General features: G+C 60.2%; 13 protein-coding genes, 1 tRNA gene and 1 pseudogene. 9 read left to right on the top strand and 6 right to left on the bottom strand.

Features of this window, described 5'->3' with window-relative positions; translation table 11 throughout:
• Positions 1-37 precede the first annotated feature (37 nt).
• From HB676_RS03045 to HB676_RS03035, 3 genes are read left to right on the top strand one after another with little or no spacing between them, the layout of a single operon-like run.
• Complete coding sequence (locus HB676_RS03045; RefSeq protein ID WP_213736198.1) at positions 38-370, top strand: hypothetical protein; 333 nt, start codon at positions 38-40, stop codon at positions 368-370.
• Between the two features lie 47 nt (positions 371-417).
• A complete protein-coding gene (locus tag HB676_RS03040; RefSeq protein ID WP_213736197.1) occupies positions 418-765 on the top strand; it encodes a hypothetical protein in 348 nt (115 codons plus the stop codon).
• A gap of 51 nt (positions 766-816) precedes the next feature.
• On the top strand, positions 817-1,239 hold the full coding sequence (locus HB676_RS03035; RefSeq protein WP_213736196.1) for a hypothetical protein: 423 nt from the start codon (positions 817-819) through the stop codon (positions 1,237-1,239).
• A 78-nt stretch (positions 1,240-1,317) separates the two neighbouring features.
• Here HB676_RS03035 and HB676_RS33700 read toward each other — a convergent pair.
• Both HB676_RS33700 and HB676_RS03030 read right to left on the bottom strand, forming a co-directional pair.
• Positions 1,318-1,577, bottom strand: a pseudogene (locus tag HB676_RS33700) (MFS transporter); the annotation flags it as partial.
• Positions 1,578-1,829: 252 nt separating this feature from the next.
• Positions 1,830-1,904: transfer RNA gene (locus HB676_RS03030), tRNA-Gln, on the bottom strand.
• A gap of 301 nt (positions 1,905-2,205) precedes the next feature.
• Between HB676_RS03030 and HB676_RS03025 the strand changes: the two genes are divergently transcribed.
• Positions 2,206-3,990 (top strand): acyl-CoA dehydrogenase, encoded by a 1,785-nt coding sequence (locus tag HB676_RS03025; RefSeq protein WP_213736195.1) that lies wholly within the window; start codon positions 2,206-2,208, stop codon positions 3,988-3,990.
• A 792-nt stretch (positions 3,991-4,782) separates the two neighbouring features.
• On the opposite strand, the gene HB676_RS03020 is transcribed toward HB676_RS03025, so the two are convergent.
• Positions 4,783-5,079 (bottom strand): copper-binding protein, encoded by a 297-nt coding sequence (locus HB676_RS03020; protein ID WP_213736194.1) that lies wholly within the window; start codon positions 5,077-5,079, stop codon positions 4,783-4,785.
• Between the two features lie 848 nt (positions 5,080-5,927).
• On the opposite strand from HB676_RS03020, the gene HB676_RS03015 reads away from it, so the two are divergent.
• Both HB676_RS03015 and HB676_RS03010 read left to right on the top strand, forming a co-directional pair.
• Positions 5,928-6,689, top strand: coding sequence for a crotonase/enoyl-CoA hydratase family protein (locus tag HB676_RS03015; protein ID WP_213736193.1), 762 nt, complete (start codon positions 5,928-5,930; stop codon positions 6,687-6,689).
• Between the two features lie 337 nt (positions 6,690-7,026).
• Positions 7,027-8,700: a bifunctional metallophosphatase/5'-nucleotidase gene (locus tag HB676_RS03010; protein ID WP_213736192.1), complete on the top strand. Its 1,674-nt coding sequence runs from the start codon at positions 7,027-7,029 to the stop codon at positions 8,698-8,700.
• 106 nt (positions 8,701-8,806) lie between these two features.
• Here the strand turns inward: HB676_RS03010 and HB676_RS03005 are convergent, their stop codons facing one another.
• From HB676_RS03005 to HB676_RS02995, 3 genes are all read right to left on the bottom strand, one after another.
• Positions 8,807-9,631 (bottom strand): fumarylacetoacetate hydrolase family protein, encoded by an 825-nt coding sequence (locus tag HB676_RS03005; RefSeq protein ID WP_213736191.1) that lies wholly within the window; start codon positions 9,629-9,631, stop codon positions 8,807-8,809.
• Between the two features lie 269 nt (positions 9,632-9,900).
• The gene (locus HB676_RS03000) at positions 9,901-10,191 is read right to left on the bottom strand and encodes an AraC family transcriptional regulator (RefSeq protein WP_213736190.1); all 291 of its coding nucleotides are present in this window, start codon (positions 10,189-10,191) and stop codon (positions 9,901-9,903) included.
• A gap of 210 nt (positions 10,192-10,401) precedes the next feature.
• Positions 10,402-10,800, bottom strand: coding sequence for a hypothetical protein (locus HB676_RS02995; protein WP_213736189.1), 399 nt, complete (start codon positions 10,798-10,800; stop codon positions 10,402-10,404).
• 234 nt (positions 10,801-11,034) lie between these two features.
• Between HB676_RS02995 and HB676_RS02990 the strand changes: the two genes are divergently transcribed.
• The 3 genes from HB676_RS02990 (at position 11,035) to dxs (ending at position 14,884) form a co-directional block, all read left to right on the top strand.
• Complete coding sequence (locus HB676_RS02990) at positions 11,035-11,961, top strand: histone deacetylase family protein (protein WP_213736188.1); 927 nt, start codon at positions 11,035-11,037, stop codon at positions 11,959-11,961.
• A gap of 98 nt (positions 11,962-12,059) precedes the next feature.
• On the top strand, positions 12,060-12,311 hold the full coding sequence (locus HB676_RS02985) for an exodeoxyribonuclease VII small subunit (RefSeq protein WP_213736187.1): 252 nt from the start codon (positions 12,060-12,062) through the stop codon (positions 12,309-12,311).
• Between the two features lie 626 nt (positions 12,312-12,937).
• On the top strand, positions 12,938-14,884 hold the full coding sequence (gene dxs / locus HB676_RS02980) for a 1-deoxy-D-xylulose-5-phosphate synthase (RefSeq protein ID WP_213736186.1): 1,947 nt from the start codon (positions 12,938-12,940) through the stop codon (positions 14,882-14,884).
• Positions 14,885-14,911 lie beyond the last annotated feature (27 nt).

Below are 14,911 nucleotides of genomic sequence, written 5' to 3'. Positions count from 1 at the left end.
GCCGCAGATGGTACTCTGCGCATATTTGAATCGCAGTTTGGAACCAGCCTTTTTCCGACTGGGTGAAGCGGATGAAGACATCGGGCGTCTATCGAAGAAATATGGCGTTCCGCAAATTCTAAAAATTACTCAAGGCTCGCCTGTCCTGTCTGGCATAATTCCGATTTGGGGACAAATAAAAGTAGAGCCGCTTGCACCGTCGCCCGTGAGCGAGCTTGCCGCGAATAGGGATATTCGCGCAGGATTTTTGGTTAGCTATCTTGGCAGCTTTCGTAGAACTGCGCAGCTCGGATTGCCAATCTATCGTTTGAGTGGTGGCCCGGGATTCATTTGGATCGCAAGCTGGGGCGCAGATGGAAAGGTTTATTGAGATTTCTGGCAGCCAACCCATCAGTATATGATTAATCGTCAACCGAGGTGGTCTCAGATCGGGTTAATGATGGAAACTCTAAAACTTATTCAAGCGAGCCACCGACGACCGCAAATAAATTACCTGACGATTCCAAACGGCAGGCGGTAACGCCGCTCCCAGCCGAGCAACCAGTCGTTGTCGATCAGGCGGAAGCAGACCGCATTGCGGCGGAGAAGGCAGCGGCAACAAAGGCTGCAGACGAATTAGCGGCAAAAGTGAGGATCGAAAAAGAAGCGGCGGAAAAGATAGCAGCCATCGAGCGGGCCGCGGCGGAGAAGTTGAGGCTTGAAAAAGAAGCGACTGAGAGAGCGGCAGCCATAGAGAGAGAGAGCGGCAAGAACCAAGGCTGCTAAACGAAATGACCGATAAAACCGACGTAGTTATAAGATCCTTTCAAAAGAATGATGGCGGCGGCGCAATTGAAATCGTTGGAAACTGCAGAAAAGGCGGCGGTCACATTTTCGGGTCTAATTGTTCATGCCGATGGAAAGGCGATGCGTGTGATACACAATCCAGGAGTGCCCAACGCAGCACCGGTTTTGTGTCGCTTCAATGACGAACAGCCCATCGACAGATACGTGTCAGAGTTGGAATTCAATGATAAATTTGAGCTGATCGTTCTTGGTGATCTGAATAAAGTTCAGACAGAAGACGATTTGACACGCGCAATACAGGCATCAGTAGGCATCGGAGCTGTCGTGCCTCCTTCGAAACTTTGGCGCGTTATGATCCAATTTAGAACCGAAGACGGCGAAATTATAGCGAAAATTCCAATCTTTGCCGAGCCCATTCAAGCACTGATAAATTCCTGCGTTATTAAACAGTAGTCACGTTTCGGCCCGTATCGTGACTTTGAACATTTTGATGAATTTGTATCGAGTTCGATGCCCTCGCCCATGCGTTGCGCCGTAGACGCGACCGAGCGCACCAAATGCCTCGTTGTAAAGCCATGCTCATGCCCACACCGAGGATGAACCATGCAATCGCCATGACGAGCGGGGACGATGAAACACCGCGAGACAGGACCAGCGGCCAGGATGATGTTGGACGCGTACAGAACATCGCCGCCCATTCGATCAATTTGATGTCCAACAAGCGGCCCGAACAGAGCTGAGATCACCAGTGCTGCCCAGAATGCCGCAAACACCCAATTGTTCGACGCGCCAAAGGCCAATAGACGTCGAACTAACGGCCCGATATTTTGTACGATGCAGCAACGTGCCGGTGCAGCAGGTAAACCGGGCCCGTGCCCCAAAGTTTCAACCCGACGCTACAGACTTCAGCTCTTGCGTAGTCTAATCGAGTAATCTGATTTTCAGCCGCAGTTGGAAGATGTCCGTTGGAGAATTTTTTTCGAACGCATTCAGAATGAAAAACAGTCCATGCATCAGGTGTCTGATTTTATTGATCAAATGCCTGGCTGGGGCGGGAGGATTCGAACCTCCGCATGGTGGAATCAAAATCCACTGCCTTACCACTTGGCGACGCCCCAATAACCTGTCTGGAAAGCGGCGGGACGATAGCCGCGCGGATTCCCTCTGGCAACGCCGGTCTATAGGGGGAGTTGAGCCATTTCAACCGGCCAGAACCGCTATTTTCGCCTTAATCCGCACCCGGATTTTCTCTCTCTATAATAGCGGCATTTTTGCCCTCCGAGCGGGCCTTCCCCGGCCCCAAATCGCACCATCCGCCCTGCCCCAGCCAGTTCGCCGCACCCAGCGGGGAGTTGAGGCAATGGCGGTTTCGTGGGAAGACGGCACCCTGCCATTCCCAGTTGAAGCGAGACCACGGTCATGACCTATCGCGCGCCGATCAATGACATGCTGCTGGCCCTCAACCATGGTGCCGGCCTGCAGGCGGCCCTCAAGGCCGGCCATTACGGTGATTTCGACGGCGATATTGCCGCCGCCGTGCTGGAGGAAGCCGGGCGTTTCGCCTCCGATGTGCTGGCGCCCCTGAACAGAGTGGGCGACGAAAACGGCATCAAGCTGGACGCCGGCAAGGTCACCACCGCGCCCGGCTGGCCCGACGCGTACAAGCGCTGGACGCAAGCCGGCTGGAACGCCGTGTCGGGACCCGAAGCATTCGGTGGCCAAGGCCTTCCGCTCGCGGTGAATGCGGCCTGCACCGAAATCTGGAGCGCCTCGAATATCTCCTTCGGCCTTTGCCCGCTCTTGACGCTGAGCGCGATCGAGGCGCTCGACGCCCATGGCAGCGCCGAACTCAAGAAGATCTATCTCGAAAAGCTGGTGTCGGGTGAATGGCCCGGCACCATGCAGTTGACCGAGCCGCAGGCCGGGTCGGATGTCGGCGCATTGCGCACCCGCGCCGAACGCGCTGCTGACGGCAGCTATCGCATCACCGGCACCAAGATCTTCATCACCTATGGCGACCACGACATGACCGACAACATCGTTCATTTCGTGCTGGCGAGATTGCCTGATGCGCCCGCGGGCACCAAAGGCATTTCGCTGTTCCTGATCCCAAAGTTTCTCGTCAATGCCGACGGCTCGCTCGGCGCGCGCAACGACATCTATGCGAGCGGCATCGAGCACAAGCTCGGCATGCATGCCGCGCCGACCTGCACCATGACCATGGGCGACAAGGGCGGCGCAATCGGCTACCTGATCGGCGAGGAAAATCGCGGCATGCTGTGCATGTTCACGATGATGAACCAGGCCCGGCTCGGCGTCGGCCTCGAAGGGGTCGGCATCGCCGACCGCGCCTATCAGCAGGCGCTGGCCTTTGCGCAGGAGCGCCGCCAGGGCCGCGCGATCGGCAAGCAAGGCAGCGGTTCGGACCCCATCATCGTGCATCCCGATGTCAAGCGCATGCTGATGCAGATGCGCTCGATGACCGCGGCCGCACGCACGATCTGCTACGCCACGGCTGTGGCGCTCGATGTGTCGGTCCGCGCGACCGATGCGAAAGTTCGCGCCGCCGCTGCGGCCCGCGGCGCGTTGCTGACGCCGATTGCAAAGGCTTTCTCCACCGATATCGGCAATGAAGTAACCTCGCTCGGCGTGCAGATTCACGGCGGCATGGGTTTTATCGAGGAAACCGGCGCCGCGCAGCATTATCGCGATGCGCGCATCACCGCGATCTATGAAGGCACCAACGGCATCCAGTCGATCGATCTGGTCACACGCAAGCTCGCGGCCAATGGCGGCGAGTCGGTGTGGGCGCTGCTCAGTGAATTGTCCGATATCGTGAGCAAGGTCGAGGCCTCCAACGATCCCGCCTTCGGCACGACCGGCGCCAAATTGCGCGACGCGCTGGGATCGCTCGATCGCACCAGCCGATGGCTCCTGGAGCGCGTCGCCTCTGCGCCGAACGACGCGCTTGCGGGTGCGACGCCCTATCTGCGACTGTTCGGATCGACGCTGGGCGGCTGCATGCTGGCCGGCGAAGCGCTCGCGATGCGCGATCTCGGCGAGAGCGTCGGCGATCCGCAGCGCTATGTCACGCTGGCGAGATTTTTTGCCGAAAACATTTCGGTGCAGGCCGGCGCGCTGGAGCGCACGGTGATGGACAGCGCCGAGGCCGTGAACGGCGCGGATGCGGTGTTGCTGGGCTAAAGATCGCAGGTTCTGCATTTCCCGTTCGTCGTCCCGGCCTTGAGCCGGGACCCATACGCCGTGTCGCCTGAGTTCAACGACGCTGTTCGACGGTTTGCGCGCAACACAACGTCCTGTGGTTATGGGTCCCGGCCTGCGCCGGGACGACGGTGTGAGAGACAGACACACCTTCTCATTCCCGCGGCTCATCACGCCCGAGTCATGCCTGAAATTTCCGCCCATAAACCAGAGGGCGTGGGGAATGCCGGGTGCTCGATGCACCCGCAGCCGCGCGTGTAGTGGGTGGTAGCACGCGCGTTAGTCACCACGGTGCACCGGAGAACCCGGCATTCCCGCACGCGATGGTGTTAACGGTTTCCTTCGTGCTCTCCCCGGTGATCGGGCTCTTTTGTCACCGTCGCTTCGCAAAACGTCCGCAAAACTTGACGCCGGCGTCGAGGCGTCAGGACCACACGACTTCGCCGTCCGCTTCAGTGCCATTCGTCAAAGGCACATCTGCGTCCATCGCATCCCGCCCCGCGTCCGTGACGATCGCGATACGCCCCTCGAGTGGGACGAGACAGCGCGGATTCTGCTTTGATTTGGGTTGCTTTGCGAAGGAGTTTATTTTTGCGCGTCCGACTGGACACACGGAATCATCTTGATCCGGCAAGAGAAATTAGTTTTTGCGCAGAGGACGTAGGGTGGGCAAAGCGAAGCGTGTCCACCAACGTATGCCATCGGAAGACAGTGGGCACGGCGCAAATGCGCCTTTCCTCACCCCGCGAACCATCAGTTGCAGCTTCAGAATATCTACTGCCTCTGCAGTTTCGTAACCGTCTTGCTGCCGCCGGTCTCACTGACCGTGAAGCTGACCTTGTCGCCGGCATGCAAGTCTTCCAGCGACAGGCCCTTTTGCACCTTGAACTCTTCGCCGGCGCCGCCGGTATTCGCGCCAACGGTGCCGCTCTGCGTCTGCTGGATCGCGATGGTGTCGTTGAGCCGGTTAATTCCGGTGATCGTTCCCGTCAGTGTCTGCTGCGCCAAAGCCGCTGAGCTGATGATGAGTGCCGCCGCGGCACCAGCCGAAAGAATCCTGGCGATCTTCATGGCAGTCTCCCGGTCTGTGAGGTATGCGCGATAAGCTACGATGGCCGGATTAGTTCCTGCCATTAACCAATCTTGTCGGGTTCCCTGTTCAGCGCGAAGGGAACTATGGCGTCTGCAGCAACTAATCGAGTTCCATCAGGGGTTTAATACCGACGGCGGCGTCCCCATATAATGTTCATGGCCACATGGACAAAAACCTCCACGCGCGAACCGCCCAAAACAAAAGCTCAGCTTCGCGAGATGCTGACCGAGGCGGTTCGCAATACGCAGCCCGAACCGAAGCGTCCGCCGCAAGCCAAGAAAGACCGCGGCTAGCGGATTGCGACCGGGTAATCGTCTTCCTGGGTTGTGAGTGAAGAGACCTCGGCTATTGCACGGGTTGCGACGGTGGGGATTTTACCTCGGGCAGTTCGACCGGGATATGGCGCGACGAACTCACCACGCGCTCGCTCCCGTCGGGTTGAGCGCGGCTCCTGAGCGTCTCAAGCAGAAGCAAGAACTTCTCGGCGAGCATTGGCGAATTTCCTTCATTGGCAATTCGAATGCTTGTTGTAGCGCGGGTTGCTTGCGGCGAATGTGAACGAAATCACACGCGCGCGGGAAAATGACGCGAATCCGGTCCGTAGGGCGGATTAGCCGAAGGCGTAATCCGCCATTAAATTCGCAACGCGATGATAGGTTACGGTGGGTTACGCTTCGCTAACCCACCCTACGAAGTCCCTACAAACCCCACGCGTCGTTGCGTCACATTCAGGGCCGGCATACCCGGCTTTTGGACGTTGCGGGAGATGATGTAGGCTAGCTGTTGCCGACTCGCTGCTTCCCCTCCCGCTTGCGAAGGCCGCATTATGACCGGGCACCTGATCGTTACCGACGAAGACGCCACGCGCGTGATCACGCTGCGGCGGCCGGAAAAAAAGAACGCGCTGACCCGCGAAATGTATCGCGCGATGAGTGCCGCGATCGACAGCGCGCAGGCCGATCCGGCGATCCGCTGCCTCGTGATCTCGGGCGGTCCGGGCGTCTTCACCGCCGGCAACGATCTGGAGGATTTCCTCAAAGACGGCACCACGAATACCGACACGCCGCGGGCGTCCGACGCGGTGACGTTTCTGTATTCGCTGGCCCACAACACCAAGCCGCTGATCGCAGCGGTCGACGGCATCGCGATCGGCATCGGCACCACGATGCTGTTCCATTGCGATTACGTGGTCGCAAGTTCGGCCGCGACATTTTCGACGCCGTTCATCCATCTCGGTCTGGTGCCGGAAGGCGCCTCCAGCCTGCTGATCCCGCGCAGCATCGGACACCAGCGCGCCTTCGCCATGCTGGTGATGGGGCGCCCCTTGAGCGCGGAGGACGCCCACACCGCCGGCTTCGTCAATGCAGTGGTGGCGCACGGTCACACCGACAGCGAGGCCCGCAAGGTGGCTCGCGAGATTTGTGCGCTACCGGCCGAGGCGGTCGCGATCTCGCGCAAATTGCTGAAATTGCCGCCGGAAGATTTGACCCGCCGGATCGATCAGGAAAGCCATCTGTTTGGCGAACGCATGCGTTCGACGGAAGCGATCGCGGCGTTCAAGGCGTTCTTTTCGAGGAAAAGGGGATGATTGGTCACCTCTCCCGCTTGCGGGTAGGGCTATCGCATATGAAGAAAGAGATTGGGCCTGCAGTCTTTGTGCGGCCATCCTTCGAGACGGCCGCCTGCGGTGTCCCCTCAGGATGAGGACTTTCTGTGCGGCTAAATCTTGAACCCTCATGGTGAGGAGCCTCGTCTTCGAGGCGTCTCGAACCATGAGGCCCCAGGCGATTGCCGCGGCGGAAAGTCATATGCGATAGCCCTGCGCAAGCGCGGGAGAGGGAGCGCATTTTCGATGCTGCGACGACCCGGCCTCGTCGTGCATCAAGCTTCGTGAAATTGTTGCGCGCGCGATCTATAATAAAGTCATGAAACATTTGCTTTCACTACATTTGACCGCTGCTGTACTGACACTCGCGTTCGGCACCGCCTCGCCAATCAACGCCCAAACCGCCGCCCCCGTCGATGTCCGCATTCTCGCGATCAACGACTTCCACGGCAATTTGCGCCCGCCGAGCGGCGGGATCCGGATTGCCGATCCGGCCGACAAGACCAAAAAGATCATGGTGCCGGCCGGCGGCGCCGAGCATATGGCGACGCTGGTGCGGCAACTGCGCGAGGGCCGCAAGAACACGATCTTCGTCGCGGCCGGCGACCTGATCGGCGCCAGCCCGTTCCTGTCGGCGACGTTTCACGACGAGCCCACCATCGAGGCGCTCTCGATGATGGGGCTCGAAGTCGCTTCGGTGGGCAATCACGAATTCGACGAGGGCAAGGACGAGCTGCTGCGCATGCAGAATGGCGGCTGCCATCCCACCGATAAATGCCAGGGGCCGCATCCATTTCTGGGCGCGAAATTCCACTATCTCGCCGCCTCCACCGTCATGACCGATACCGGCAAGACTGTCTTTCCGCCCTATGAGATCCGGATATTCGACGGCATTCCGGTGGCCTTCATCGGCCTGACATTAAAGGGCACGCCCGGCATCATCTCGCCGGTCAGCGCGGCCGGCATGGAATTCAAGGACGAGGCGGAGACCGTGAATGCGCTGGTGCCGGAACTGAAAGCGCGTGGCGTCGAGGCCATCGTGGTGCTGATCCACGAGGGCGGCTGGCCCACCGGCGATTACAATGAGTGTCCGGGGATTTCAGGCGCGATCGTCGACATCGTCAAAAAATTCGATCGCGCGGTTGACGTCGTGGTCAGCGGCCACACCCATCAAGCCTATGTCTGCGAGATCGACGGCCGGCTGGTCACGTCAGGCGACAAATACGGCACCATCGTCACCGCGATCGACCTTAAGCTCGATCCGGCGACGCGCGACATCGTCAGCGCCAAGGCCGACAATGTCATTGTCCGCATAGCGAGCTACGCCAGCGATCCCGAACAGACCGCTTTATTGGACGCTTACGAGAAGCTCGCCGCGCCGATCGCCAACCGCCGCGCGGGATCGATCGTGGAGACGCTGTCGCGCGCGCCCAATGAGTCCGGCGAGAGCGCGCTCGGCGATATCATCGCCGATGCGCAACTGGCCGCGACCAGTTCCGCCGCCAATGGCGCTGCTGTCATGGCCTTCACCAATCCCGGCGGCGTGCGCAGCGACATTACAAAGAAGGACGACGGCGCGGTGACCTATGCCGATGTGTTCGCGAGCCAGCCGTTCCGGAACCAACTGGTCACGCTGACTCTGACCGGCAGCCAGATCAGGACCATGCTCGAACAGCAATGGCTCGATCCGAAGCGGCCCCGAATCCTGCAGGTCTCGAAGGGCTTTGCCTATGCCTGGGACGGCGCCAAGCCGTTTGGCGAGCGCGTCGCGGCCGACAAGATGACGCTGAATGGCGCGCGGATCGATCCCGCCGCGAGCTACCGCGTGACGGTGAATAATTATCTCTCGGTCGGCGGCGATGGGTTCACCGCGCTGAAAGACGGCACCGCGCAGCAGATCGGCATCTACGACGCCGATGCGCTGTTTGCCTATTTCCAGGCCAATAGCCCGATCGCGCCGGTGAAGGCCGACCGGATTGGGCGGGTGAACTGAGAGCTCCGTCATTCCGGGGCGATGCGAAGCATCGAACCCGGAATCTCGAGATTCCGGGTCTGGTGCTACGCACCATCCCGGAATGACGGCTTCTCCCGCGCGGCTCCTAGCTCTGAATATCGTGTCGCTGGGCGCCGAGATCGGTGATGCCACACTCAAGCACGTCACCGACCGCCATAAATCGGTTCTTGCCGAAACCGACGCCCGGCGGCGTACCCGTCGCGATGATGTCGCCGGGAAGAAGCGTCATATGCGATGAAAAATAAGCCACCATTTCGTTGACGCTGAACAGCATATCGCTCGTGTTGCCCTGCTGCTCAAATCGACCGTTCAGTTTCGTCCAGACGTCGAGCTTCATGCCATCGATGCCGGTCGCCAGATAGGGACCGACGGGACTGTAGGTCGGCCGCGACTTGGCGCGCACCAAATGCTGCTGGCCTTCTTCATCGACTTGCGTTGCACGGTCGGAGATGTCGTTGATGCAGACATAGCCGAAGATATGGCCCGCCGCTTCGGCAGTGGAAACGTTCCTGGTCTCGCGACCGAGGACGATCGCAAGCTCCGTTTCCCAATCCAGCTTCACGCTGTTATCGCCGCCCCGGGAGATCGGATCGAAAGGTCCGGTCAGCGACGTTATCGCCTTCAGGAACACCTCCGGCTCCTTGGGCGGCTTCATCTTGAATTCCTCGATGTGCTTTTTGTAATTGAATCCCGTCGCTGCAATCTGCCGCATGCCGTTGATGGGCGCGAGGTAGGTGAAGTCGCCGCCAACAGGGGAAAGGCGCGAGATATCGACATCGATCAACGCGCCGCCTTCTATCGTATCCGGGCTGATGTCGGACACGACCGGACGCAAATCGAGATGCGCCGTTCCTTTCAAGATGACGGGAACAGCGCCCTTGTCCGTCAGTATACGCGCGAATTGCTGCATCGTCTGCTCTCCACCACAAAGCCAAATGACGTTTCAAGGAACGCTCATTGTGGAAGTGAAGGTACGTATTCCGGCTATCTTTGCGAAGCATCCGTGGATCGGCGATGGTCTCTTCATCTTGTTCTGACGAGAAACACCTCGGTTTTGGACGAAAGCCGGTCAGGCAGGCAAAGACGCCTTTGCGCCGGCACGCATGGCAGGTCACGCGGACCATGTTGCAACAGCATGGGCTCCGGAAAAAAATAGTAGCGATTGGTTGGCTACAGTGATTACGACCAATGAAGCCGTCGCCACGCGGTCGGCGTCATCCGCGTCTCCTTGCGAAACGCCACGCCAAAGGCGCTTTGATTGCCAAAGCCGACGCTCGTTGCAATGGATGAGAGGCTCAGTTGCTGATTGCGGAGTAGCGTCTTGGCCACGTCTATCCGCTGACGACGCAGCCAGCCATGAGGGGAAATTCCCATGGACTGTTTGAAGGCGAATGCAAAATGCCCCGCCGAAAGACCGCTGACGGCGGCAAGTTCCGAAAGCGCGATATCGTCGCCGAGGCGGCTGTTCATGTAGTCGCAGGCACGAGAGAGAATTGTAGGCGGAAGTCCGCCGCGACGGAGCAGACTGGTTGGGCGGCTTCGGTTGGAGAGATTGCGGACGACATGTAGCGCCAGCAGAGTCGCCGCCGTCTCGGAATAGAGCAATCCCTGCCGGGCTACGCTTTCACACTCCTCAAAGATGGCCTCGGCCAGATGCCAGGTCAGCGGGTGATCGTGCTCCTAGGTTTCGGCAAATTCGACCGAACCGAGATGCTCGAGTTCCGCGGCTCTCAGAAAAAATTCAGGGTCGAACTCCATCGCGAGAAAGCGGTAGTTCGATTTCTCCTTGATTCTGAACTCCACGTTCGTGCCTGGCGGCAAAACAAGACTGTAGCGCGGCCGGTTCTTGTAGGCCCAGACCCGCTTGCCGGATTCCGCATCCGCCTCCGCAACACCGGAGTTCCACGAGAAATGTAACTCCAGCGACCGCGTCCTGACTTCGGCGGCGCCCGATACCTTGCCGATCGCGTGAGTTGCAGCGACGCCACCGGTCCATTTGATCATTTTCGAATGGACAACGCTGCCTTTCACATCGGACCAGATGGTGTCGCGATGGCCCGGCGCACTGAACATGGCCACGGGAGGCTCGGGCAACCGCAAAACGGAATCCGCTGGAAGCATTCCTCGTTCTCCGAGGCTGGCCGAAACCAAAATTCTATTCTCCCCTCACCTCCCGCGCAATAAGCGCAGCGACTTCTCCGGCACACGAGGTGCGGTGACGTTCCGGCCGTCACCCCGGCTCTTTCCCAACCAGCAACGAACCCTTAAGTTACCCCCTTCTCGAAAAGCGCGTCGAACGCGCCGGGGTATCGCATGACGCTTCTTCTGAGCCATCCCGCCAGCCTCGACCATCTTACGCCGCCGGGACATCCCGAACGGCCGGACCGGATTCGCGCGGTCAACGAGGTGCTCGGCCAAAAGCAGTTCGATGCGCTGGTGCGCGATACGGCGCCGGAGGGGTCGCTCGATCTGGTCACGCTGTGCCATGACGAGCATTACGTCGATGAACTCAGGCGCATCGCGCCCGCCAGCGGCCTTGTCTATCTCGACGGCGACACCTCGATGTCGCCGGGCACCTGGGAAGCGGTGATGCGCGGCGTCGGCGGCGCGGTGGCCGCGGCCGATGCGGTGATGGCGGGCACGCATCATAATGCGTTCGTCGCGACCCGCCCGCCGGGCCATCACGCCGAAACCAACAAGCCGATGGGCTTCTGCTTTTTCGACCAGGCCGCGATCGCGGCGCGCCACGCGCAGCGCAAATATGGCATCGCCCGCGCCGCGGTGGTCGATTTCGACGTCCATCACGGCAATGGCACCCAGGACATCTTCTGGGCCGACCCGACCGTGATGTATTGCTCGACGCACCAGATGCCGCTGTTTCCCGGCACCGGCGCCAGCGGCGAACGCGGCGAGCACGACAATATCGTGAACGCACCGCTGGCCTCCGAAGACGGCGGCGCCAAATTCCGCGCCGCGTTCGAGAATGTGATCCTGCCGCAGTTGAAGAAATTCAGCCCCGAACTGATCATCATTTCGGCCGGCTTCGACGCGCATCATCGCGATCCCCTCGCCTCGCTTAATCTGCAGGCCGAGGATTTCGGCTGGGTCACGCGCAAGCTGATGGACCTCGCCGACGCCAGCGCCGGTGGCCGAATTGTGTCGGTGCTCGAGGGTGGCTATGATCTGCAGGGCCTCAAAGAATCAGTCGCGGCCCATGTCACCGCATTGATGGGCGCGTGATTTCCAGCAAGTAACTTCCCTGGAAATCTCGCCACAATATGCCCGCATAAATATCTTCGAATCCGCGCCGGCAAAGGGCGCATCCGGAAAAGCACAATATGGCCGAAAACACCCAGGCGGACGTCAAGAAGCTGAGCTTTGAGCGCGCGATCGAAGAGCTTGAATCGATCGTCAAGCGGCTGGAAGACGGCAAGGTCCCGCTGGAAGAATCCGTCACCATCTATGAGCGCGGCGAAGCCCTGAAACGGCGCTGCGAAGAATTGCTGCGGCAGGCCGAAGCGCGGGTCGACAAGATCACCACCGACGCCAGCGGCCAGGCCGTCGGGACCGAACCGCTCGACGTGCAGTAACTTCCCCCTCACGGAAGGATCATTGCAAGATCATTTGGCAAGATCATTTGGCAAGATCATTTGGCAAGATCATTTGGCAAGATCATTTGGCAAGATCATTTGGCAAGATCATTTGGGGGGTATGCAATTACGCGACTCTCTGCGGCGATAGTTAATCGCCGGGAGCCAGCGGGCGGCGCGCTAAATCGCCAAAAAGGCGCCATCGGCCGCCTGGATGCCGTCGATATTGCTACAATCGCCCTCCGGGATGCCCCATTGCGATTGAAATCCCGGGTTCCATCACCATCATGCACGCCGGCCTGATACGCTTGGCATATCCTTGGCATGTCCTTGCGGGTTGGCTTTGGCTGCCGCTTTGGTGTAAAGCTTGGGGTTCTGTGGGCTGATGAGGGGCGCCCTTCCGCCGATTTGGGATGGCGGTAAGCGTCTCAAATAGCTTGGAAAAATGATTGGGAAGGGTGAAGTCACCAAAGGTGATGTACATCACATTGAACGATCCGGAGCCGATCTAGACTATTGAAACAGGCCTTGGTGTGCTCCTTGGCCTGCTCAGGTGGCATCCGGCGTCTGGATTATCTTTGCGCTGAACCCGCGCAACCCATCACACGTCGGGCCGCTTTCCCGACATGCAAAATTGGAATATCGCCGTGACCACATTTAGTAAAACGCCGCTCCTCGACACCATCAAGACACCGGAAGATCTGCGCCGGCTCAAGGTGGAACAAGTCCAGCAAGTCGCTGACGAGCTGCGCCAGGAAACCATCGATGCGGTCTCGGTGACGGGCGGCCATTTCGGCGCCGGCCTCGGCGTCGTCGAACTGACCACCGCGCTGCATTACGTGTTCGATACCCCGCGCGATCGCCTGATCTGGGACGTCGGCCATCAGGCCTATCCGCACAAGATCCTGACCGGCCGGCGCGACCGCATCCGCACGCTGCGCACCGCTGGCGGGCTGTCCGGTTTCACCAAGCGCACCGAGAGCGATTACGATCCGTTCGGCGCCGCCCACTCCTCGACCTCGATCTCCGCCGGCCTCGGCATGGCGGTAGCCCGCGATCTCTCCGGCGGCGATAACAATGTGATCGCCGTGATCGGCGACGGCGCGATGTCCGCCGGCATGGCCTACGAGGCCATGAACAATGCCGGCGCGATGAATTCCCGGCTGATCGTCATTCTCAACGACAACGACATGTCGATTGCGCCGCCGGTCGGCGCGATGTCGGCCTATCTGTCGCGGCTGTACTCGGGCAAGACCTATCGCTCGCTGCGCGACGCCGCGAAACAGATCAACAAGCGTCTGCCGAAAGTGCTGGCCGACCGCGCCAACCGTGTCGAAGAATATTCACGCGGCTTCATGGTCGGCGGCGGCACGCTGTTCGAGGAACTCGGCTTCTATTATGTCGGCCCGATCGACGGCCATAACCTCGACCATCTGCTGCCCGTCCTGAAGAACGTCCGCGACATGAAGGACGGCCCGATCCTGGTCCATGTCGTCACCCAAAAGGGCAAGGGCTATGGCCCGGCGGAAGCTTCCGCCGACAAATACCACGCGGTCGTCAAATTCGACGTCGCCACCGGCGCCCAGGCCAAGGCCAAGCCGAATGCACCGTCGTACCAGAACGTGTTCGGCGCGAGCCTCGTCAAGGAAGCGGAGAAGGACGACAAGATCGTCGGCATCACCGCGGCGATGCCGTCGGGAACCGGCATCGACATCTTCGCCAAGGCCTTCCCCGACCGCACCTTCGACGTCGGCATTGCCGAGCAGCACGCGGTGACCTTCGCCGCGGGTCTTGCGACCGAAGGCTACAAGCCGTTCTGCGCGATCTACTCGACCTTCCTGCAGCGCGGCTACGACCAGATCGTCCATGACGTGGCGATTCAAGGTCTGCCGGTCCGATTTGCGATCGACCGCGCCGGACTGGTCGGCGCCGACGGCGCCACCCATGCCGGCTCGTTCGACAACGCCTATCTCGGCTGCCTGCCGAACTTCGTCATCATGGCAGCGTCGGATGAGGCCGAACTGGTTCACATGGTCGCAACGCAAGTCGCGATCAACGATCGCCCGAGTTCGCTGCGCTATCCGCGCGGCGAAGGCCGCGGCGTCGAAATGCCGGAAGTCGGCATCCCGCTTGAGATCGGCAAGGGCCGCATCATCCGCGAAGGCAGCAAGATCGCGCTGTTGTCGTTCGGCACCCGTCTGGCCGAATGCGAGAAGGCCGCCGATGAGCTGGCCGCGCACGGCCTCTCCACCACCATCGCGGACGCGCGCTTCATGAAGCCGCTCGACCTCGACCTGGTGCTGAAGCTCGCGCGCGAGCACGAAATCCTGCTCACGATCGAGGAAGGCTCGATCGGCGGGTTCGGCTCCCATGTGATGCAGACGCTGTCCGATCACGGCATGCTCGACGGCGGCTTGCGGATGCGCTCGATGGTGCTGCCCGACGTATTCCTCGATCACGACTCGCCGACGGCGATGTACGCCCGCGCCGGTCTCGACGCCAAGGGCATCGTCGCCAAGGTGTTCGAAGCTCTCGGCAAGGACTTCAAGGCCGAAACGGTGAAGCTGGCCTGATCCGGCCAGCTTTTGCGGCTGTTGCGG

Origin of the sequence: Bradyrhizobium sp. dw_411, assembly GCF_018449695.1 — a bacterium.
Lineage (GTDB): Bacteria > Pseudomonadota > Alphaproteobacteria > Rhizobiales > Xanthobacteraceae > Bradyrhizobium.
The sequence above is the reverse complement of the archived record's forward strand: the minus strand, read 5'-3'. Positions and strand labels throughout refer to the sequence as shown.